This is a genomic window from Mycobacterium sp. P4_H6, from assembly GCF_056400845.1.
Genome location: NZ_JBFUKN010000004.1, coordinates 104159 through 124331, shown reverse-complemented (window position 1 = coordinate 124331; position 20173 = coordinate 104159). Strand labels below are relative to the sequence as shown.

Sequence of the window (20173 nt, the reverse complement as noted above, 5' to 3'; positions counted from 1 at the left end):
GGACGAGATCGAGTTCTTCGATCTGCACATCACCTCCGATGTGGTGCACGGCGAGCGCGGCTACCAGATCGTGCTGGACCACGCGGACACCGTGCCGCTGCAGCAGCGTTGCCTGCAGATGGTGCGGTGGGGAGCCGAGATGCGRTTCTCCTACACCAAGGGTCTGTATGACACCTACGTCGCGCCCGAGCTGGAGCCGGTCGCGGTCTGAGTGACTTCGGTGCGTCCACGCCCGCTGCGCGAGCGTGGACGCGCCGGATTCGGACAGGAGAATCATGGAGTGGACCGCGGTCGCCACCGCGCGAGAACTGGGCAGACGCCGCAAGCTGCGGGTCGAGGTCGACGGTGTCGCTGTCGCGCTGTTCCAGACCGAAGGGCGGGTGTACGCCTTCGCCGATCTCTGTGTGCACCAGGATCGTTCGCTGTTCAAGGGGACGCTGCTGCACGGCAAGGTGATCTGCCCGGGCCATCAGTGGCAGTTCGACCTGGAGACCGGCTACGAGGCCGATCAGGACCTCTGTCAGCCCACCTACCCGGTGCGCGTCGATGACGACGGCACCATCTACGTCAATCTCGCGCCGGAGAGCCGTGTGCCGGCCCGCACCGAAGAGGAGGCGCGGACATGACACCGCGCACCATCGTCACCGTCGGCGCCGGGCAGGCTGCCGCCGTCGCCGCCCGCAACCTGCGCAGGCAGGGATTCGACGGCCGAATCATGCTCATCGGGGACGAACCCCACGCGCCCTATCAGCGCCCGCCGCTGTCCAAGGAATTCCTGGCGGGCACCGACAGCGAGGCCGCCCTCTGGATCCTGCGCCCCAGCTGGATCGCCAACAACGAGGTGGAGATCGTCACCGGAACCAGCGTGCTGCGGGTGGACCCGGCGTCGCGGAGCGTCACGCTGGACACCGGTACCGAGATCGACGCCGACGCAGTGCTTTTTGCCACCGGAGGCACGCCGAGAACGCTGACCGTGCCCGGCCCGCGGCCCGAACTCGTGCACTACCTGCGCACGCTCGACGACGCCGTGGCGCTGGCCCCGGTACTGGTGCCGGGGAAGCGGCTGGCCATCATCGGCGCGGGTTTCATCGGCCTGGAGATCGCGGCCACCGCGGCCGCCGCAGGTGTGGCGGTCACGGTGTTCGAATCGGTACCCGTGCCGTTGGCCCGCATCCTCGGTGCCGCGATGGGTGAGGCCGTCAGCCGGCTGCACCGCGACAACGGCGTGCAGCTGCGCACCGGAGTGCGGTTGGACGGCATCCGGACCACCTCCGACGGTGTGCTCATCGAGGTGACCGGCGCCGCAGCACCTTTCGAGGCCGATGCCGTCGTGATCGGCATCGGCATCACGCCGAACACCGCCGCCGCGGAGGCTTCCGGGCTGCGTGTCGAGGACGGCATCGTGGTGGACGCGTCGGRCCGCAGCAGCATCCCGAACATCTACGCCGCCGGAGACGTGGCACGCCGGTACTCCGAGCGGGCCGGTCGCCACATTCGCCTGGAACATTTCGACAACGCCAGCAGGCAGGGCGTGGCGGTATCCAACGCGATGCTCGGCCGCGATGCGCCCTCCGACGATGCGCCGTGGTTCTGGTCGGACCAACATGGACGAAACCTTCAGCTCGTGGGTACCGCCACGGGGGATCCGGTGATCCGCGGTGATGTCGGTGCACTGGACTTCACCGGCTTCTACCTGGAGGGCACCGCTGTGTGCGGCGCCTTCGCCATCGACCGCGGCGAGGACATCATGGCCGTGCGGGAGCTACTGGGCCGCGAGGTCGACATCGCGGCGCTGTGCGATGAGGACACCGATCTGTGGGACCTCGCCTACGCAGACATCGACGAAGAATCGCAGGTACAGCAGTGACCACAGGACTCAACTTCATCGGCGGCGCCTGGGTGCCCGCCCTGTCCGGAGACACCTTCACCCGGACCAACCCGGCCGACCCGGCCGATCTCATCGGGACCTTCCCCGCCTCGGGGCCCGCCGATGTGGCCAACGCCGTGGACGGGTTGGAGAAGGCCGCGCCGGAATGGGCCGCGACGGCCCCCGAACGTCGCGCGGCGATCCTGGAATCGGCCGCGGCGGAACTGCAGAAGCGCGGTCCCGACCTGATAGCCGAGTTGGTGCGCGAAGAGGGCAAGACCCTCGCCGAAGCGACCATGGAGGTCAGCCGTACCCCGGCGAATCTGCGGTTCTACGCCGCGGAGGCGACCCGCAGCGGGGGAGTGACGCTGCCCGCGGTCGGCGACACCCTGCTCTACACACTGCGTGAACCGGTAGGTGTCGTCGGTGCGATCACCCCGTGGAACTTCCCGCTCAACATTCCTTCCCGCAAGCTCGGCCCGGCCCTGGCGGTCGGGAACCCGGTGCTGTTCAAGCCTTCCGAGATCACCCCACTGATGGGGCAGCGTCTGGTCGAGGCACTGCTGGCCGGCGGGCTGCCGCCCTCGGTGATCGCCCTGGTCCAGGGTGACGGGCTGGCCGGGGCCGCCGTGGCCGCCGACGAGCGGATCGCGGCGATCACGTTCACCGGCTCCACCGAGGTCGGTCGCGCCATCCATGGCCGGGTCGGCCCGCACCGGCGGGTCCAGCTGGAGATGGGCGGAAAGAACCCGGTGCTCGTCGCCGACGACGCCGACCTGGACCGCGCCGCGGCGCTGATCGTCAAGGGCGCCTTCGGGTTGTCCGGTCAGGCCTGCACCGGCACCAGCCGGGTGATCGCGACCGATGCGGTGCACGACGAACTGGTCGAGCGGGTGATCCGGCGCACCGAGGCCCTGGTGGTCGGCCCGGGTGCCGACGACGGCGTGGACATGGGCGCGCTGGCCAGCGCGCAGCAACTCGACAAGTTCGCCCACTACGTGGCGGTCGGGGTCGCCGAAGGCGCGCGGCTGCGGTGCGGCGGCACCACCGTGGACGTGGCGGCCGGTCCGGGTGGCCATTTCGTGCGACCGGCCGTGTTCACCGATACCGAACCCACGATGCGCATCGTCACCGAAGAGGTGTTCGGCCCGTTGCTGGCCTTCCAGCGGGCGGGCTCGCTGAACGAGGCGATCGAGCTGGCCAACGCGACCGAGTTCGGACTCTCGGCGGCCATCGTCACCTCGGATCTGGCCACCGCGCAGCGGTTCGCACGCGAGTCGCGCACCGGACTGGTCAAGATCAATCAGCCGACCACCGGGATGGCGATGAACGCGCCGTTCGGCGGCTACAAGGCCTCGTCGACCGCCACCTTCAAGGAACAGGCCGGGGCGTCCATGATGGAGTTCTACCTGGCCGAGAAGACCGTCTACCTCAACGCCTGACACCCGGTAATCTCAGAATCGCAGAACCGCCAAATTATAGAAACACGGAGAGCAACAATGGATTTCGTTCGGGTAGCACGATCCGGGCAGGTGCCCGAGGGTATCGTCCGGCGGTTCTACTCCGGCGATCACGAATTCGCCGTGGCACGGCTCAACGGCAAGGCCTACGCCACCTCGAACTACTGCACCCATCTGGACTGCCTGCTGTCGTCGGGCAAGCTGCGCGACGACGGCATCGGCTGCTCCTGCCACGGCAGTGCCTTCGACCTGGAGACCGGTGAGCCGATCAGCCCGCCGGCCACCGAACCCATCAAGACCTTCCCGTGCCAGGAACGTGACGGGGAGATCTTCGTGGGTGTGGAGCCCGGGGAGATGCCCGCGGGCCCGACCCGCCGGGCCCGCCGGGGCGCCTGATGGCCGCGGCACAGCGACCGCCGGCCCTGTCGGCAGGCGGCATGGTCAGCAGCAGTCACCCGGCGGCCAGCCTCGCCGGTGCGCGGGTGCTGGCCGACGGCGGGAACGCCATCGACGCGACGCTGGCGATGGCCGCCCTGACCTGGCTGACCCTGCCCGGCCAGTGCGGTATCGGTGGCGATGCCTTCGCAGTGGTCCGGGAACCCGACGGGCGGGTGTGGACCGTCAACGGATCCGGCTTCGGGCCCGACGGTGGAACCCCGGATTTCTATGCTGCGCAACACCTCGGCGCGATACCGATGGACGGCCCGCTGGCCGTCGCGGTGCCCGGCGCGCCCGCTGCGCTGGTGGCGCTGCACGGCGGCGGCGCCACCAGGTCGCTGCCGGAACTGTGGGAACCCGCCGCCCGCATCGCCGAGAACGGATTGCCGTGCTCGGCGCGCACCGCAGGTGATGTCAGCTCGGCTGCCGACGCGGTCGCGGCCGACCCTGGACTCGCTGAGATCTATGCGCCACAGGGTGTTCCGCCCGTCATCGGACGCCGCTTGGCGCAGCCCGCACTGGCGGCAACCATCCGGATGCTGGCGCACGACCCCGGTAGCTTCTACACCGGCGAGTTCGCCGAACGCGCGGTGGCCGCGCTGCAGGCCGGCGGCGCACCGTTCAGCGGTGACGAATGGGCGGCGGGCGCGCAGGTGACACCCGAACCCGCGCTCACCGGGCGCTACGCCGGCGCGGTGCTGCACCAGACACCACTGCCCACACCGGGATGGATGGTATTGCAGCAGGCGGCGCTGTGCGACGGTGTCCTCGGCGTCGCGGAGTGGATGTCGGCGGCCGCGATCGACCGGTTGGCACGGGCGGCCCGACTGTCGTTCGCGGACCGATTTGCCTTGTGCGGCAGCGATAACCGACGTGACGGCGCCGACTACATTCTCAACGCCGAACGTCTGGACGCGCAGCGCCGCGATCTCGACGCCCGCATCGAAGTGCGCAGCGGCATCGCGGTCGCGGCGGGGGACACCACCTCGACGGTGGCGGTCGACGCCGACGGTCGGGCGGTGAGTTTCATCCACTCGCTGGCGTTCACCTTCGGCGCGAAGTTCAGCGTGCCCGGCACCGGGGTGGTGCTCAACAACCGGCTGGGGCGGGGCGCGTACCTGATGCCCGGGCATCCCAACGAGGTGAAGCCGCGCCGAAAGCCGCTGCACACACTCAATGCCTGGATCGTCACCGACGATGCGGGCGCCCTGAAGCATGTCGGCAACACCCCGGGCGGCGACGGGCAGGTGCAGTGGAACATGCAGCTGATCTCCCACCTGCTGGACCACGGACGCGATGCCGCCGAAGCAGTCGCGGCATCCAGGTTCACCGTCTTCCCGGGCTCGGACGCCGACGTCATCGGCGCGTTCGACGAACTGCGCGTCGAGCCCAGCCTGCCCCCGGCGGTGCGCGACGAGCTCGCCGCTCTGGGGCACCGCATCGTCGTGCAACCCGATCTCGGTGCCGGTGGCAGCGCCCAACTCATCTCCGTCGACGACCGGGGCGTGCTGACCGGTGCCGCCGACCCCCGCCAGGAGGGTGTGGCGCTCGGTGTCGACTGAACGGACCGAAGCCCCGGCGCCGCAGGGCGATTACATCCCCGCGACGTTGCATGCCGGGCTCATCTTCAGCGCCGGGATGACGCCACGCCGCAACGGGGTACTCACGGTCACCGGTACCGTCGGCCGACAGGTCGACCTGCCCACGGCCCGCGCAGCGGCGATGCTGGCCGCCACCAACGCACTGGCCGCGGTCCGGTCGGTGCTTCCCGCGGACGCGTCGGGAGTGCGGTGCCTGCAGATGACCGTGTACGTGGCCTGCACACCGGAATTCACCGCGGCATCGGCCGTCGCCGACGGCGCCTCCGCAGCGATCACAGCGGAACTCGGGGTGGACGCCTTGCCGGCACGGAGCGCGATCGGGGTGTGCGCCCTGCCGTCCGGCGCACCCGTCGAAGTGCAACTGGTGGCCGCGGCGCTGTGACGGCCCAGTGGCGCTGGACACAGTGCACAGCCGCAGGGCAGGTGATGTGTGCGTTCTCGGCATTGTTCAAAGTTGGTCCATGGAACAAACTCTCGACACCCACGATTGACCTCAGCCACTGCACTCCCGGACCGTTCAGCCCCATGTGAAACCCTTTCCCGGCCGCTTCGTTTTCTGCCCCGCGCGGCGACCGCAGTCCCGATTGGATGGTGACGTCAGTGTCCATTGCGCACTGGGTGTACCTGCTCGGCCTCGTCGTGCTGATCGTCACGGTCATCGCCAAGAAGAACGTGATCGCCCCGGCGATGATCGCGACCTTCCTGACCGGACTGGCGTTCTCCGGCAGCATCACCACCGGTCTCGGCGCGGTGTTCAACGCGGCGATCATCGGTACCCGCGAGCTGCTGCCCATTTTCATCATCATCGCGCTGGTGACCGCCATGCTCGGAGCGGTGCGCCATGCCGGCGCGGACTCGGTGATGATCCGGCCACTGCGCGGGCTCTTCCGAAATGGCCACATCTCCTATGTGGTCCTGGCTGTGGTGACGTTTCTGCTCTCGGTGTCGTTCTGGCCCACCCCGGTGTTGCCGCTGATCGCCGCGATCCTGCTGCCCGCGGCGGTGAGAGTGGGACTGCCGCCGTTCGGTGCGGCCCTCGCGATCGCCATCGCCGGCCAGGGCATGGCGCTCAGTTCGGATCTGGTCATGGGAGTGGCGCCCGCCCTGTCCGCCGAGGGGGCCGACGTCTCCGCGAGCGTCATCGCCGTGCGGGCGACCATCATCGCGCTGATCGCCGGAGTGGTGGCGCTGGCAGTCGCCTACCTCCGCGACGTGCGCACCAAGATGCTGGATCCGGTGGCGGCCGCCGCGGTGACGCTGCCCGTCGCCGAGGCCTCCGCCGGCTCTGAGCCAGCAGCGGGCAGCGTCCGCGCAGGCGGCGCCGACACCTCTGGTGAGCGGGTCCGCACGACCACCCTGCGTCCCTCCGGCGCCGCGGGCGACGCTCTCGACGTCGAGGATGCCTCGCCGTCGACGAAGGCGCGACTCATCGCGATCGGTGTGCCGACCTTGTTCGCCGCCCTGCTGGCCTTCATGCTGCTGGGCCGGTTCACGCCCTGGGTGCCCGATATCGACGACGGACTGGGGGCACCCCTGGTCGGTGGCGCCGCAGCCCTGGCCCTGGTGACCATCGCCGTCGTGGTGAGCCGACGGACCTGGCTGGCAGATGTCGGTCAGCATTTCACCGACGGCATCACGTTCTCGTTCCGGTCCATGGGCATGGTCATTCCGGTGGCGGGTTTCGTCTATATCGGGTTGTCGGACTACTCCGGCGCCATCCTGGGCCTGGCCCCGGAGGCGCCCGCGCCGGCCTTCCTGCTGGATGCCGTGGCCTCGGTGGAGCCCTATATTCCGCAGGTGCCGGTGTTCGCGGCCTTCGCGATGCTGCTGATCGGCATGGTGATCGGCCTCGACGGCAGCGGCTGGCCCGGCTTGCCGTTCACCGGGTCGCTGGCAGCCTCCCTGGGTGAGAGCTCGGGTGCTGATGTCGCCACCCTGGCGGCGATCGCGCAGAACGGGGCCAGCTGGACCGGCGGGGGCACGCTGGTGATCTGGTCGTCGCTGATCGTGGTGGCGGGCCTGACCGGGGTATCGGTGATGGATCTGGCCCGTCGACTGTTCGTCCCGGTGATGTGCGGCCTGGTGGTGGCCACCTCGGTGGCGGCGGTGCTGCTGCTGTGAAAATTGCAGGGGTGAACGCGGCGACCGTGATCGAGACGGCCGATCTGGTGCGGTCGGGTCAGGTGAGCGCGCAGGACACCGTGGCGCGAGCGCTGACGGCCATCGAGGAGACCAACGGCGCGCTCAACGCCTTCATCCACGTCGACGGTGAACGGGCCATGGACTGGGCCCGCGACGTCGACCGGGTGGTGGCTCGCGGCGGCGATCCGGGTGCGCTGGCCGGGGTGCCGATGGGGGTCAAGGAACTGCAGCCGGTGCAAGGTTGGCCGTTCGCGATGGGGAGCACGCTGCACGCCGGCCGGATTGCCGACCACACCTGCACCCTGGTGTCCCGAGCTGTCGCCGCCGGTGCGGTGCCGATCGGGGTGACCGCATCCCCGGAGTTCGGCCGCGCTTCCTACACCGCATCGGTCTTGCACGGCATCACCCGCAACCCCTGGAACACCGACCTGACGCCGGGCGGGTCCAGTGGCGGGTCAGCCGCCGCCGTCGCGTCCGGCATGGTGGCGGTGGCCACCGGCACCGACGGCGCCGGCTCATTGCGCATTCCGGCGGCCTACTGCGGACTCGTGGGTTTCAAGGCGACGTATGGAGTGGTTCCACGCGGGCCGCGGCACCGGGGAGTCGCAGACAACGACCACTACGGAGTGCTCACCCGGACTGTCGCCGATACCGCGCGGGTGCTCGACAGCATCTGCGGCATCGATCACCATGACCGGGCGTCCCTGCCGGCGCCGGCGCAATCGTTCGAAAAGAACTTGTACACAACCGATTTGAGTACACTGCGAGTGGCTTTTACGGCGACACTCGGTGACGCGCCGTGTGATCCCGAGATTGCCGCAGCGGCCGAAGCGGCGGCCCAGAAATTCATCGAGGCCACCGGTGCGCGCCGGGTGAGCGCCGCGGCGGTGCGCATCGACCCGGCGTGCAGCACAGCGTTTCGCACGCTGTCGGCGCCGGACGTCCACGCCCAGGTCGGCTCGCCGGTGGATCTCGGGAACGTTCATCCGGCGGTGCGCCGCTACTTCGAGGCCGCCGCCGAACTGGATGCCACGACGCTGCTCGATGCGCACGAGGCGCGGGCCCGGCTGGTGGCCGACATGGCGTCGGCGTTCGAGGCATTCGACCTGTTGCTCACGCCGGCCACCACGGTGCCGTCCTTCGCAGCCGAAGGGCCCATGCCCACCGAGATCGACGGTCGCCCGGTGGACCACTGGGGTGCGTTGGCCGTCACCTACCCGTTCAACCTCACCGGCCAGCCGGCGATCTCTGTTCCTGCGGCCCTGGTGGGCGGTGCTCCCATGGGTCTGCAGATCGTCGGCCGGAGGCATGCCGATGCAACGGTGTTGGCGGCCGCGGCGGCCTTCGAGCGGATCGGCCTCTTCTAGCAGGCCACGCACGTTTTGTGCCGCTTCGGTGAGCAATTTGGCTCTCAGCAGGTCGTCCCCTAGACTCTAGGGGTTGCCTGGGGCAGACCTCGGTTCTCTCATGCGAGAAAACCCTGCGTGCTCTCGGGGCAACAAAGACCGCGCACGTCAGGTCGGTATCTGCCGTGCACACATAACCAGGTCAGGAGATCGAGTGATTCAGCAGGAATCGCGGCTGAAGGTCGCCGATAACACGGGTGCCAAGGAGATCTTGTGCATCCGCGTTCTCGGCGGCTCGGCGCGACGCTATGCCGGCATCGGCGACATCATCGTGGCGACCGTCAAGGAAGCCATCCCGGGCGGCAACGTCAAGCGCGGCGATGTGGTCAAGGCCGTCGTGGTGCGCACCGTGAAGGAACGTCGTCGTGCCGATGGCAGCTACATCAAGTTCGACGAGAACGCCGCCGTCATCATCAAGGCGGACAACGATCCGCGCGGCACCCGCATCTTCGGCCCGGTGGGCCGCGAGCTGCGTGAGAAGAAGTTCATGAAGATCGTTTCGCTCGCCCCGGAGGTGCTGTAAATGAAGGTGCACAAGGGTGACACCGTGCTCGTGATCTCCGGTAAGGACAAGGGCGCCAAGGGCAAGGTCATCGAGGCCTACCCGACCCGCGAGAAGGTCCTCGTCGAGGGCGTCAACCGGATCAAGAAGCACACCGCGGAGTCGCAGAACGAGCGCGGCGCCTCCTCCGGCGGCATCGTCACGCAGGAAGCGGCCATCCACGTCTCCAACGTGATGGTCATCGACTCCGACGGCAACCCCACCCGCATCGGCTACCGCGTCGACGAGGAGTCGGGCAAGAAGGTCCGGGTCTCCAAGCGCAACGGCAAGGACATCTGAGAATGACCACAGTAGAGAACGCCGCCAAGGTGCAGCCGCGGCTGAAGCAGCGCTACCGCGAGGAAATCAAGGACGCGCTCAACAAAGAATTCAACTACGCCAACGTGATGCAGATCCCGGGCGTGGTGAAGGTCGTCGTGAACATGGGTGTCGGTGACGCCGCCCGCGACGCGAAGCTGATCAACGGCGCGGTCAACGACCTCGCCCTGATCACCGGCCAGAAGCCCGAGATCCGCAAGGCGCGTAAGTCCATCGCCCAGTTCAAGCTTCGCGAGGGAATGCCGATCGGCGCCCGGGTGACGCTGCGCGGCGACCGGATGTGGGAGTTCCTGGACCGCCTGGTCTCGATCGCGCTTCCCCGTATCCGCGACTTCCGTGGCCTGAGCCCCAAGCAGTTCGACGGCAGCGGCAACTACACCTTCGGGCTCTCGGAGCAGTCGGTGTTCCACGAGATCGACGTGGATTCCATCGATCGCCCCCGCGGCATGGACATCACCGTCGTCACCACGGCGACCAACGACGACGAAGGACGAGTGCTGCTGCGGGCCCTCGGCTTCCCGTTCAAGGAGAACTGAGCAATGGCAAAGAAGGCTCTGGTCAACAAGGCCAACAAGAAGCCGAAGTTCGCGGTTCGCGGCTACACCCGGTGCAACCGGTGTGGCCGTCCGCACGCGGTGTTCCGCAAGTTCGGCCTGTGCCGGATCTGCCTGCGCGAAATGGCGCACGCGGGCGAACTGCCCGGTGTCCAGAAGTCCAGCTGGTAACCAGCATTCATTCGAATTCAAATTTCGGAAGGCCCACGGTGTTGATTGACCGGAAGGCAATCAACCTCGGGGGAACCGCCGCAAGGAAGGTGAACCGGCTGTCATGACGATGACCGATCCCATCGCAGACTTCTTGACGCGTCTGCGTAACGCCAATTCGGCGTATCACGACGAGGTGTCTCTGCCCCACTCGAAGATCAAGGCGAACATCGCCGAGATCCTCAAGAAAGAGGGCTACATCTCCGATTACCGCACCGAGGACGCCCGCGTGGGCAAAGCCCTTGTGGTGCAGCTGAAGTACGGTCCCAGCCGTGAGCGCAGCATCGCCGGCCTGCGCCGGGTGAGCAAGCCCGGTCTGCGGGTCTACGCAAAGTCCACCAATCTGCCTCGGGTGCTCGGCGGCCTGGGCGTGGCGATCATTTCCACGTCCTCCGGTCTGCTCACCGATCGCCAGGCAACTCGACAAGGCGTGGGCGGCGAAGTCCTCGCCTACGTCTGGTAGGGGAACGAAAAACATGTCGCGTATTGGAAAGCAGCCGGTCCTGGTTCCCACCGGGGTCGATGTGGCCATTGATGGTCAGAACGTGTCGGTGAAGGGCCCCAAGGGCACCTTGACCCTGGATGTCGCCGAGCCGATCGTGGTCTCGCGCAACGACGACGGCGCCATCGTGGTGACCCGTCCGGACGACGAGCGGCGTAGCCGTTCGTTGCACGGGCTGTCACGCACCTTGGTCGCCAACCTGGTCACCGGTGTCACCGAGGGCTACACCAGGAAGATGGAGATCTTCGGCGTCGGTTACCGCGTGGTGCTCAAGGGTGCAAACCTGGAGTTCGCGCTCGGTTACAGCCACCCGGTCCTCATCGAAGCGCCCGAGGGCATCACTTTCGCGGTCGAGACACCCACGAAGTTCTCGATCACGGGCATCGACAAGCAGAAGGTCGGCCAAATCGCCGCGGTCATCCGCCGCCTGCGCCGCCCCGACCCGTACAAGGGCAAGGGCGTGCGGTACGAGGGTGAGCAGATCCGCCGCAAGGTCGGAAAGACAGGTAAGTAACCATGGCTTCCACGAAAACTGATGCAGCCACCGGCACCAAGCACAAGCCGGTGGGGCAGAACATCTCCGAGACCCGTCGGGTCGCGCGGATCCGTCGTCACGCCCGGTTGCGCAAGAAGGTCGCCGGAACGGCCGACGCCCCGCGTCTGATGGTCAACCGGTCGTCCCGGCACATCCACGTCCAGCTCATCGACGATCTCGCCGGCGTCACCGTCGCCGCGGCCTCGTCCATCGAGCCCGATGTGCGTGCCGTCGACGGCGACAAGAAGGCACAAAGCGTGCGGGTCGGTCAGCTGATCGCCGAGCGCGCCAAGGCAGCCGGTGTCGAGACGGTCGTGTTCGACCGTGGCGGCTACACCYACGGCGGCCGGATCGCCGCGCTGGCCGATGCCGCGCGCGAAGGCGGGCTGAAATTCTGATGACTGACAACGAGAGGACTGCATGATGGCCGACCAGGCTGGCGCCGGTTCGGCGCAGGACAATCGCGGCGGCCGCGGAGATCGCGGCGGCCGAGGCCGTGACGATCGTGGCGGCCGTGGCCGTGGCGACGACCGCGGTGAGAAGAGCAACTACATCGAGCGCGTCGTCACCATCAACCGCGTCTCCAAGGTGGTCAAGGGTGGTCGGCGCTTCAGCTTCACCGCTCTGGTCATCGTCGGTGACGGCAACGGCATGGTCGGCGTCGGCTACGGCAAGGCCAAGGAAGTTCCGGCCGCCATCGCCAAGGGCGTCGAGGAAGCTCGCAAGAACTTCTTCCGCGTGCCGCTGATCGGCAGCACCATCGTGCACCCGGTGCAGGGTGAGGCCGCGGCCGGTGTCGTGATGCTGCGTCCGGCCAGCCCCGGTACCGGTGTCATCGCCGGCGGTGCTTGTCGCGCCGTGCTCGAATGCGCTGGGGTGCACGACGTCCTGGCCAAGTCGCTGGGTAGCGATAACGCGATCAACGTGGTGCACGCCACCGTCGCCGCACTCAAGATGATCCAGCGGCCCGAAGAGGTGGCGGCCCGTCGTGGGCTGTCCATCGAGGATGTGGCGCCGGCCGGCATGCTCAGGGCCCGGCGCGAAAGCGAGGCGCTGGCCGCCAGTGCCGCGCGTGAGGGGTCGGCATAGTCATGGCAGAGCTCAAGATCACCCAGGTGCGCGGCACGATCGGCGCACGCTGGAAGCAGCGCGAAAGCCTGCGCACGCTGGGGCTGCGGAAGATCCGCCAGTCCGTCGTCCGTGAGGACAACGCTCAGACCCGTGGTCTGATCAAGACCGTGCATCACCTCATCACGGTCGAGGAGGTCTAGGAATCATGAGTGTCATCAAGCTTCACGACCTGAAGCCGGCCCCCGGGTCGAAGACCAAGAAGACCCGCGTCGGTCGCGGCGAGGGCTCCAAGGGTAAGACCGCGGGTCGCGGCACCAAGGGCACCAAGGCCCGCAAGAACGTCCCCTCGACGTTCGAGGGTGGCCAGATGCCGATCCACATGCGGCTCCCGAAGCTCAAGGGCTTCAAGAACCGCTTCCGGGTGGCCTACGAGGTCGTCAACGTCGGCGATATCGCCAAGGCGTTCCCTGAGGGTGGCACCATCGGTGTCGACGAACTGGTGGGCAAGGGTCTGGTTCGCAAGAACACCCTGGTGAAGGTCCTCGGCGACGGCAAGCTGTCCGTCAAGGTCGACGTCACCGCCAACAAGTTCAGCGGCAGCGCGCGGGAGGCCATCACGGCCGCCGGCGGTTCGGCCACCGAACTGTAAAGCTCGTACACGCGAAGGCCCCTGCTCCGGCAGGGGCCTTTTGCGTTGCCGACGAGCGTGAATCCTCGTCGGAACATCGCGAGATCGAGCGCACAGGTTTCACGATCGGCGAAAAGGCCGGGCGCTGTGGCGCCGGTAGGCTCGGAAGATGTTCGGATTCTTCCCCAGCCTGCCCGGTCCCGACGACCTGAAGTCCCTGGTGCGCAAGGTCGACACCGCCCGCCACAACGGTGTGCCCGACGGCTGCGTGCTCGAACTCGACCTGCAGTCCGCGCCACCGGAATCGCTCGGGTTCGATCCGTTCACCCTCATCTCCCTCGGCGGCAAGCCGCTGACGCTGCGGCAGGCTGTCGATTCCCTGCACCGTGCGGCCGAGGACGACCGGGTCGCCGGGTTGATCGCCCGGATCCAGCTGTCGGCGGCAGCCCCGGGTCCGGTGCAGGAACTGCGGGACGCGATCGCGGCCTTCGGCACCTCCAAGCCCACCCTGGCCTGGGCGGAAACCTATCCCGGCACCCTGTCGTACTATCTGGCCTCGGCTTTCCGTGAGGTCTGGATGCAGCCGTCGGGCACGGTCGGGTTGATCGGATTCGCCACCAGCGCACTGTTCCTGCGCGGCGCCCTGGACAAGGCCGGCATCGAGGCGCAGTTCGTGGCGCGTGGTGAATACAAGTCGGCGGCAAACCTTTTCACCCAGGACAGCTACACCGATGCGCACCGCGAAGCGGACACCGCGCTGATCGGCAGCCTGCACGCACAGGTGCTGGCTGCGGTGGCCGAATCCCGCGGCCTCGATGCCGCCGAGGTGGATGTGCTGGCCGACAAGGCGCCGTTGCTGCGTGATGCCGCGGTGTCCGGGAAGCTCATCGACCGCATCGGCTTCCGCGATGAGGCCTACGCCCGGATCGCCGAACTCACCGGCGCCGCAGCGGTTGCCGACGGCGAGGACGCCCCGCCGCGGCTGTTCCTGTCGCGCTACGCGAAGGCGAACCCGTTCACACCGGCCCCGCCCATCCCGGGGCGCAAGACCAAGCCCCGGATCGCGGTGGTCACCCTGGACGGGCCGATCGTCAGCGGCCGTGGCGGCCCGCAGATGCTGCCGTTCGGGAATTCGAATGCCGGCGGTGACACCATCGCGGCCGCCCTGCGGGAAGCCGTCGCCGACGACGACGTGTCGGCCATCGTCCTGCGGGTCAACAGCCCGGGCGGGTCGGTCACCGCATCGGAAACCATTTGGCGCGAGGTGGTTCGGGCCACCGAGGCCGGTAAACCCGTCGTCGCCTCGATGGGCGCGGTGGCTGCGTCCGGCGGCTACTACGTATCGATGGCCGCCGACGAGATCATCGCCAACGCGGGCACCATCACCGGATCGATCGGCGTGGTCACCGGCAAGCTGGTATCCCGCCAGCTCAAGGACAAGCTCGGTGTCGGTTCGGATTCGGTGCGCACCAACGCGAATGCCGACGCATGGTCGAGCAACGAGCGCTTCACCGAGGAACAACAGGCGCACGTGGAGGCCGAGGCCGACCTGTTCTACGCCGATTTCGTCGAACGGGTCGCCCAGGGGCGCAACCTCACGGTGGCCGCGGTCGAAGACGTCGCGCGAGGGCGGGTGTGGACGGGTGCGGATGCCAAGGACCGCGGCCTGGTCGACCAACTCGGTGGGTTGCGCACCGCGATCGGCCGGGCGAAGGTGCGGGCCGGGTTCGAGCCGGACACCGAAGTGCGGATCGTCAACTACCCTGGTTCGTCGATGCTGGACGTGTTGCGGCCGAAGGCCTCCTCCCAGCCGGCGGCGGCATCCCTGCCGCAGGCCGTCGGTGCGCTGCTGAGCAGCTCGGTCGCGGGCGTGTTCGACCAGGTGGAGCGCTCGATCAGCGGTGCTCACGCACTATGGCTGGGAGACTTCAGGTTCTGACGTCATCGGGTCGCCACCGCCGGTGACGGTTACGTCTATCGTTGTCGGGTCGGTGCAGGTGAGTCGAACGGAGGGCAGGCGCGATGAGCGGTTCGCCCGTACGCCTGGCCATCGTGAACGACTACGAGCTCATCGTCGCGGGACTGGCCGCTCTGTTGCAGCCCTACCGGGACCGGTTGCGCATCGTCGAACTCGATGCCAGGACCGAGGTGCAGAGCCCGGTCGATATCGCCATCTGGGACACCTTCGCGGCCGCCCAGGGGGACCGCACCGACGTCAGTGACCTGGTCGGCCAGCCGCACATCGGCCGAGTTGCGGTGTATTCGTGGAATATTGACCAGCTGCTGATCGACCGCTCACTGGCCGGTGGAGTCAGCGGGTATCTGGCGAAGTCGCTGCCGGTCGACACACTGGTGGACTGCATTGAGCGGATTCATGCCGGTGAGACCGTGATCGAACGCGGCGATGGCAGCATGTCCATGCCGATGCAGTGGCCCGGCCAGGACGCGGGCCTGTCCGCCCGTGAGGCCGAGGTGCTCGCGTTGATCACCCAGGGCCGGACGAACAACGAGATTGCCGAACGCTGCTACCTGTCCATCAACACCGTGAAGTCGGTGGTGCGTTCCACCTATCGCAAGCTCGGGGTGACCAGGCGCGCCCAGGCGGTGGCCTGGGGGATGGATCACGACTTTCGGCCCGATGTGGCCCGATTGCATCCCTGAAACAGCAATCTCACCCTTAGGGGTGTAGTCCAGCGGGCAAGATGGGCATTGACTGGTCATGATGCGGACATTGATCGATCAGGAACTGCGGTCGCGGCTGTCGGACGACGGGCGCGTCGATGTCTGCGCGGCACTCGGTGTCGCCAAGCAGTTGTCCGATCGGCAGTGCCGCCCTGGTGGCGGGCGCACCCATGACTACCTGGCCACGCTGGCCACGCTCGGCGTGGTCGACGCGTCGCTGGCCCGCGTCGTCGAACCGCATCTCGATGCGCACGCGATCCTGCAGCAGGCCGGCGTGGGCCCGGACATCCCGGCGCTCGGCGCCGACTCGGGTTCCACCTGGGGCGTATACGCGGCGCACGCGTCGGGACTGAGATTGGAGGCCATCGAGGGGCCTGACGGCTGGACTTTGTCCGGCACCAAGCCCTGGTGTTCGCTGGCCGGTCAGCTGTCCCACGCGGTGATCACCGCCGAGGTCGCCGGACGGGGACAGCAGGCGTTCGCGGTCCGACTGGACCCGCGGCACGTCCGCGTCGCACCGGCGCACTGGGTATCGCGCGGGCTGGCCGCCATCCCCAGCGGCGCCATCGAGGTTCAGGCGCTGCCCGCCGTGCCGCTGGGAGATCCGGGCTGGTACGTACGCCGGCCGGGTTTCGGTTGGGGCGGCATAGGTGTGGCCGCCGTCTGGTACGGCATCGCCCTGGCCTTCCGGGAACGGATGCTCCGTCATCTGGCCGACCGCGCTCCGGATCCGATAGCGCTCGCCCAGTTCGGCAGCGTCGACGCGGGACTGTTCACCGCCGCAACCTGTCTGGAGTACGCGGCAGTCGCGATCGACGCCGGCACCGAGGACACCGAGCTGCTCGCACAACGGGTACGGGCCGCAGTGGCCCGGGTGAGCGAAATGGCCTTGCACACAGCGGGGTACGTGCTCGGCCCGGCACCGTTGGTCGGCGAGGAGGAGTACGCGCGTCGGGTGGCCGATCTGGGCGTGTACCTACGCCAGCATCACGGACAACGCGACCTGGCCTACCTCGGCGAGCTCGCGGTGGCAGCGCAGGAGCGCCGTCATGGATGAAGCCCGCCCTTTCACCCACCGGGACAGCGGCACCGACGAAGCGACCTGGTTGCTCGACTCCGGATGGGACGGCGTGCCCAGGCTCGATCTGTCCGCGATCATCGCGCGGTGCCCGCGCGTGGTGCTCGTGGCGCCGCACCCCGACGACGAAACGCTCTCGCTCGGGGCGACACTGGCCGACCTGGCTGCCCAAGACCTGGACGTCACCATCGTCTTCGCCACGCACGGCGGCGACGGTCCCGGATCGACGCCGCGTCGCATCGAAGGGGACCGCGCGGTCGCGGCACTGGGCACCCGGATCTCGGCGCTCTGGTGGGATCTACCCGACGGCGGCCTCGATTCCGAACACGGCGAAGTGACCCGGCGACTGGCAGAACTGGTCGACGAGCGCACCGTGGTGTTCGCCCCGGTGGAATGCGACGGCCATTCCGATCATGACGCCGTCGCTCGGGCCGCCGAGGTGGCGGTCCGGCAACGATCAGCGGTGCTGATCAACTACCCGATCTGGTTGTGGCACTGGGCGACACCGGGTGACATGGACTGGTCGCGAGTCCGGACGCTGGCGCCCTCGCTGCACGGCCTGGGCGCGAAGACGTCGGCGATCGACTGCTACACCAGCCAACTGCACTCCGATGACGGCCAGCCGATCGTCGGATCCTCCGTGCTGAGCCGGGCCCGCCGGGTTTTCGAAACCGTCTTGATGCCCGCCGCAGCCGACCTCGCCGGGCGGGTCTGCGCAGCCGTCGACCTGGGGCGGCCGCGGGATGCCATCGCCGAACCGTTCGACGCGATGATGGCGTCGGGTGAGGAGGATCCCTGGCATCTCGATGACTTCGCCTATGAGCGCCGCCGTCTCGAGCTGGTACTGGCCTGCCTGGGACGCGAGCGCTACCAGCGGATCCTGGAAGTCGGCTGCGCCACCGGCCAGCTCGCCGAGCAGCTGACGGGCCGGGCCGACACCGTGGTCGCCATCGATGCGAGCGAACGCGCCCTGGCGGTCGCCAGGAACAGAACCGACGCGGTCCGGTGGATCTGCGGGGCCGCTCCGGCTGATCTGCCTGACGAAACCTTCGATGCCATCATTCTTTCCGAGATCGGCTACTTCCTGGACGGCCCCGACCTGATCGCGACCCTGCGCGCCGTGCGAAGGCATCTCACCACCCGTGGAGAGATCGTATTGGCGCACTGGCGCGGATCCACCACCGGCATTCCGCTCGATGGTGCCGCCGTGCACGCGCAGGCCGCGGCGCTGCTGGATCTTCCGCTCCGCGCCCGGTACGAGGACGTCGACCTGATCGTCGAGGTATGGGGCGAGCCCGTCTCGGTCTACCGTGAATACCGCGGTGCATCATGACCGGTATCCGTCACGTCGAAGTAGTGGTGCCGGCCCGCAACGAGCAGGCGCACATCGAGGCCTGCCTGCGCAGCGTAGGAGACAGCATCGACATCCTGAACGCCGAAAAGGTCGGTGTGTCAGGAGGAATCACGGTCGTGCTGAACAATTGCACCGATGACACCCTCGACCTCGTGCGGGAGTTCGGGGTCCGGGTACTCACCAGCGACGCCGACAGCGTCGGCGCCGTGCGCCAGCTCGGCACCGCGGATGCGATCAACCGGGCCCAGCAGGCCGGCGTCGAGCCGGCCGAACTGTGGATAGCGTGCACGGACGCCGACACCGTGGTGCCGGGCGACTGGCTGTCCAGGCAGATCGCGTTCGCGGATTCGGGCCTCGATGCGGTGATCGGGACCGTGACGCCGGCCGATGTCAGCCACGAGATCTACGAAAGCTGGCTACAGCACCACGATCTCACCGAGGGACACGACCATGTGCACGGTGCCAATCTCGGTTTCCGCGCCGATATCTATCTGCGCGCCGGTGGCTTCCGGGACGCCGAGAGCCGGGAGGATGTCGGCCTCGTCGAGCGCATCCGCGCCCTCACGCCACGGTGGGTCGCCACCCACCAGACCAGCGTGCTCACCTCCGGGCGCACCGAGTCCCGGGTCGAAGGCGGATTCGGTACGTATATCGCCGCACTGGAATCCGAGGCGACCTGATGCGCATCGCCGTGATCGGGCCGGCACGTCACCCGGTGGCCGAGCCGTACGCGGGGGGACAGGAACGCTTCACCGCCATCATGATTCGCGGACTGCGCGACCGTGGGCACCACATCGAGTTGTGGGCCCGTGCCGGCACCACTCCGGCGCTCGCCGACGACCTGCATGTCATGCCGGATACCCCGGCACTGTCCACCATTGCCTCGGACGACCCGAACATGCCCGAACCGGACTTCCTCGACGACCAGGTCGCCTACCTGGCGGCGATACGGGATCTGTTGAACCGCAATGATATCGATGCGGTGCTGAACCAGAGCCTGCATCAGCTGCCGCTGGCGCTGAGCTCGACTCTGCGGGTACCGATGATCACCACTCTGCACACGCCGCCGTTCCCGTGGATGGAGATCGGTGCGTGGTTGGCGGGTCCGGCCTCACACCTGGTCGCGGTGAGCGCGGCGCTTCGTGATCAGTGGGAAACGCTGCGCGGCGTCCGGGTGATCCACAACGGGGTCGACCCCGCGCGGTTCCCGGCGGGGCCGGGTGGCGAAGACCTGGCCTGGGCCGGGCGTCTCACCCCGGAGAAGGGCGCAGATATCGCCATTGCGGCGGCCGCCCGCTCCGGGCGGCGACTGCGTCTGGCCGGACCCGTGAGCGACATCGGATGGTTCGACGGCGTCATCCGGCCGATGCTCGGATCTCGGGTCGAATACGTCGGCGCGCTGGGTGATGACGAACTCGCCGAGTTCTACGGGCACAGCGCGGCAACGTTGGTGACACCGCGCTGGGAGGAGCCGTTCTGTCTGGTGGCTGCGGAATCCCAGATGTGCGGGACGCCCGTGGTGGGCCTGCGCCGAGGCGGGCTGGCCGAGGTGGTGATGTTGCCCGGCGGTGTGCTGGTGGCAGCCGGTGACGGCGAATCGGACCGCCTGGCCGCAGCCCTGGACTCGGTGCTGCGGACAGACCGCGATCGCATCGGCATCTCGGCGCGGGTGCGGCTGAGCAGCGACCGCACGGTGGACGGCTACGAGCAGCTGCTGACGCTGGCCAGACGCACGAACGGACTGGAGGTTTCGCGATGAGTGATC

General features: G+C 68.1%; 24 protein-coding genes and 1 pseudogene. All 25 read left to right on the top strand.

The window, feature by feature from the left end; genetic code table 11:
- Positions 1–211 (top strand): annotated as a pseudogene (locus tag AC1DTF_RS03265) (TenA family transcriptional regulator); the annotation flags it as partial.
- Positions 212–275: 64 nt separating this feature from the next.
- On the top strand, positions 276–626 hold the full coding sequence (locus tag AC1DTF_RS03260) for a Rieske (2Fe-2S) protein (RefSeq protein ID WP_477473015.1): 351 nt from the start codon (positions 276–278) through the stop codon (positions 624–626).
- Positions 623–1867 carry an NAD(P)/FAD-dependent oxidoreductase gene (locus AC1DTF_RS03255; RefSeq protein WP_477473014.1) on the top strand — a complete coding sequence of 415 codons (1245 nt, stop codon included), beginning with the start codon at positions 623–625 and terminating at the stop codon, positions 1865–1867. Before AC1DTF_RS03260 ends, AC1DTF_RS03255 begins: the two co-directional genes overlap by 4 nt.
- Positions 1864–3309: an aldehyde dehydrogenase family protein gene (locus AC1DTF_RS03250; RefSeq protein ID WP_477473013.1), complete on the top strand. Its 1446-nt coding sequence runs from the start codon at positions 1864–1866 to the stop codon at positions 3307–3309. Before AC1DTF_RS03255 ends, AC1DTF_RS03250 begins: the two co-directional genes overlap by 4 nt.
- 57 nt (positions 3310–3366) lie before the next feature.
- Positions 3367–3723, top strand: a complete 357-nt coding sequence (locus AC1DTF_RS03245) for a Rieske (2Fe-2S) protein (RefSeq protein ID WP_057167038.1) — start codon at positions 3367–3369, stop codon at positions 3721–3723.
- Positions 3723–5327, top strand: coding sequence for a gamma-glutamyltransferase family protein (locus tag AC1DTF_RS03240; protein ID WP_477473012.1), 1605 nt, complete (start codon positions 3723–3725; stop codon positions 5325–5327). The genes AC1DTF_RS03245 and AC1DTF_RS03240 overlap by 1 nt, the downstream gene beginning before the upstream one ends.
- Positions 5317–5748 (top strand): RidA family protein, encoded by a 432-nt coding sequence (locus tag AC1DTF_RS03235; RefSeq protein WP_477473011.1) that lies wholly within the window; start codon positions 5317–5319, stop codon positions 5746–5748. The genes AC1DTF_RS03240 and AC1DTF_RS03235 overlap by 11 nt, the downstream gene beginning before the upstream one ends.
- A 218-nt stretch (positions 5749–5966) precedes the next feature.
- Positions 5967–7487 carry a permease gene (locus AC1DTF_RS03230; protein ID WP_477473010.1) on the top strand — a complete coding sequence of 507 codons (1521 nt, stop codon included), beginning with the start codon at positions 5967–5969 and terminating at the stop codon, positions 7485–7487.
- An 11-nt stretch (positions 7488–7498) separates the two neighbouring features.
- Entirely contained in the window at positions 7499–8875 is a 1377-nt protein-coding gene (locus AC1DTF_RS03225; RefSeq protein ID WP_477473009.1) for an amidase, read from the top strand.
- Between the two features lie 193 nt (positions 8876–9068).
- Positions 9069–9437, top strand: coding sequence for a 50S ribosomal protein L14 (rplN, locus tag AC1DTF_RS03220; protein ID WP_057167042.1), 369 nt, complete (start codon positions 9069–9071; stop codon positions 9435–9437).
- Positions 9438–9755: a 50S ribosomal protein L24 gene (gene rplX, locus AC1DTF_RS03215; protein WP_057167043.1), complete on the top strand. Its 318-nt coding sequence runs from the start codon at positions 9438–9440 to the stop codon at positions 9753–9755.
- Between the two features lie 2 nt (positions 9756–9757).
- A complete protein-coding gene (gene rplE / locus AC1DTF_RS03210; protein WP_057167044.1) occupies positions 9758–10330 on the top strand; it encodes a 50S ribosomal protein L5 in 573 nt (190 codons plus the stop codon).
- A gap of 3 nt (positions 10331–10333) precedes the next feature.
- Positions 10334–10519, top strand: a complete 186-nt coding sequence (locus tag AC1DTF_RS03205) for a type Z 30S ribosomal protein S14 (RefSeq protein WP_020109913.1) — start codon at positions 10334–10336, stop codon at positions 10517–10519.
- Positions 10520–10622: 103 nt separating this feature from the next.
- Positions 10623–11021 carry a 30S ribosomal protein S8 gene (rpsH, locus tag AC1DTF_RS03200; protein ID WP_057167045.1) on the top strand — a complete coding sequence of 133 codons (399 nt, stop codon included), beginning with the start codon at positions 10623–10625 and terminating at the stop codon, positions 11019–11021.
- Positions 11022–11034: 13 nt separating this feature from the next.
- Positions 11035–11574 carry a 50S ribosomal protein L6 gene (rplF, locus tag AC1DTF_RS03195; protein WP_057167046.1) on the top strand — a complete coding sequence of 180 codons (540 nt, stop codon included), beginning with the start codon at positions 11035–11037 and terminating at the stop codon, positions 11572–11574.
- 2 nt (positions 11575–11576) lie between these two features.
- The gene (gene rplR / locus AC1DTF_RS03190) at positions 11577–11993 is read left to right on the top strand and encodes a 50S ribosomal protein L18 (protein WP_477473008.1); all 417 of its coding nucleotides are present in this window, start codon (positions 11577–11579) and stop codon (positions 11991–11993) included.
- 25 nt (positions 11994–12018) lie between these two features.
- On the top strand, positions 12019–12684 hold the full coding sequence (gene rpsE / locus AC1DTF_RS03185) for a 30S ribosomal protein S5 (RefSeq protein ID WP_082614118.1): 666 nt from the start codon (positions 12019–12021) through the stop codon (positions 12682–12684).
- A gap of 2 nt (positions 12685–12686) precedes the next feature.
- The gene (gene rpmD / locus AC1DTF_RS03180; RefSeq protein ID WP_057167049.1) at positions 12687–12866 is read left to right on the top strand and encodes a 50S ribosomal protein L30; all 180 of its coding nucleotides are present in this window, start codon (positions 12687–12689) and stop codon (positions 12864–12866) included.
- Between the two features lie 5 nt (positions 12867–12871).
- Entirely contained in the window at positions 12872–13315 is a 444-nt protein-coding gene (gene rplO / locus AC1DTF_RS03175; RefSeq protein ID WP_057167050.1) for a 50S ribosomal protein L15, read from the top strand.
- A gap of 148 nt (positions 13316–13463) precedes the next feature.
- Positions 13464–15233, top strand: a complete 1770-nt coding sequence (sppA, locus tag AC1DTF_RS03170) for a signal peptide peptidase SppA (RefSeq protein WP_477473007.1) — start codon at positions 13464–13466, stop codon at positions 15231–15233.
- 83 nt (positions 15234–15316) lie between these two features.
- Positions 15317–15955, top strand: a complete 639-nt coding sequence (locus AC1DTF_RS03165) for a helix-turn-helix transcriptional regulator (RefSeq protein WP_057167052.1) — start codon at positions 15317–15319, stop codon at positions 15953–15955.
- A 58-nt stretch (positions 15956–16013) separates the two neighbouring features.
- A complete protein-coding gene (locus AC1DTF_RS03160; protein WP_477473006.1) occupies positions 16014–17033 on the top strand; it encodes an acyl-CoA dehydrogenase family protein in 1020 nt (339 codons plus the stop codon).
- Positions 17026–18387 carry a PIG-L family deacetylase gene (locus AC1DTF_RS03155; RefSeq protein ID WP_477473005.1) on the top strand — a complete coding sequence of 454 codons (1362 nt, stop codon included), beginning with the start codon at positions 17026–17028 and terminating at the stop codon, positions 18385–18387. Before AC1DTF_RS03160 ends, AC1DTF_RS03155 begins: the two co-directional genes overlap by 8 nt.
- On the top strand, positions 18384–19088 hold the full coding sequence (locus tag AC1DTF_RS03150) for a glycosyltransferase family 2 protein (RefSeq protein ID WP_477473004.1): 705 nt from the start codon (positions 18384–18386) through the stop codon (positions 19086–19088). Before AC1DTF_RS03155 ends, AC1DTF_RS03150 begins: the two co-directional genes overlap by 4 nt.
- On the top strand, positions 19088–20167 hold the full coding sequence (locus tag AC1DTF_RS03145; protein ID WP_477473003.1) for a glycosyltransferase: 1080 nt from the start codon (positions 19088–19090) through the stop codon (positions 20165–20167). The genes AC1DTF_RS03150 and AC1DTF_RS03145 overlap by 1 nt, the downstream gene beginning before the upstream one ends.
- Positions 20168–20173: the final 6 nt, after the last annotated feature.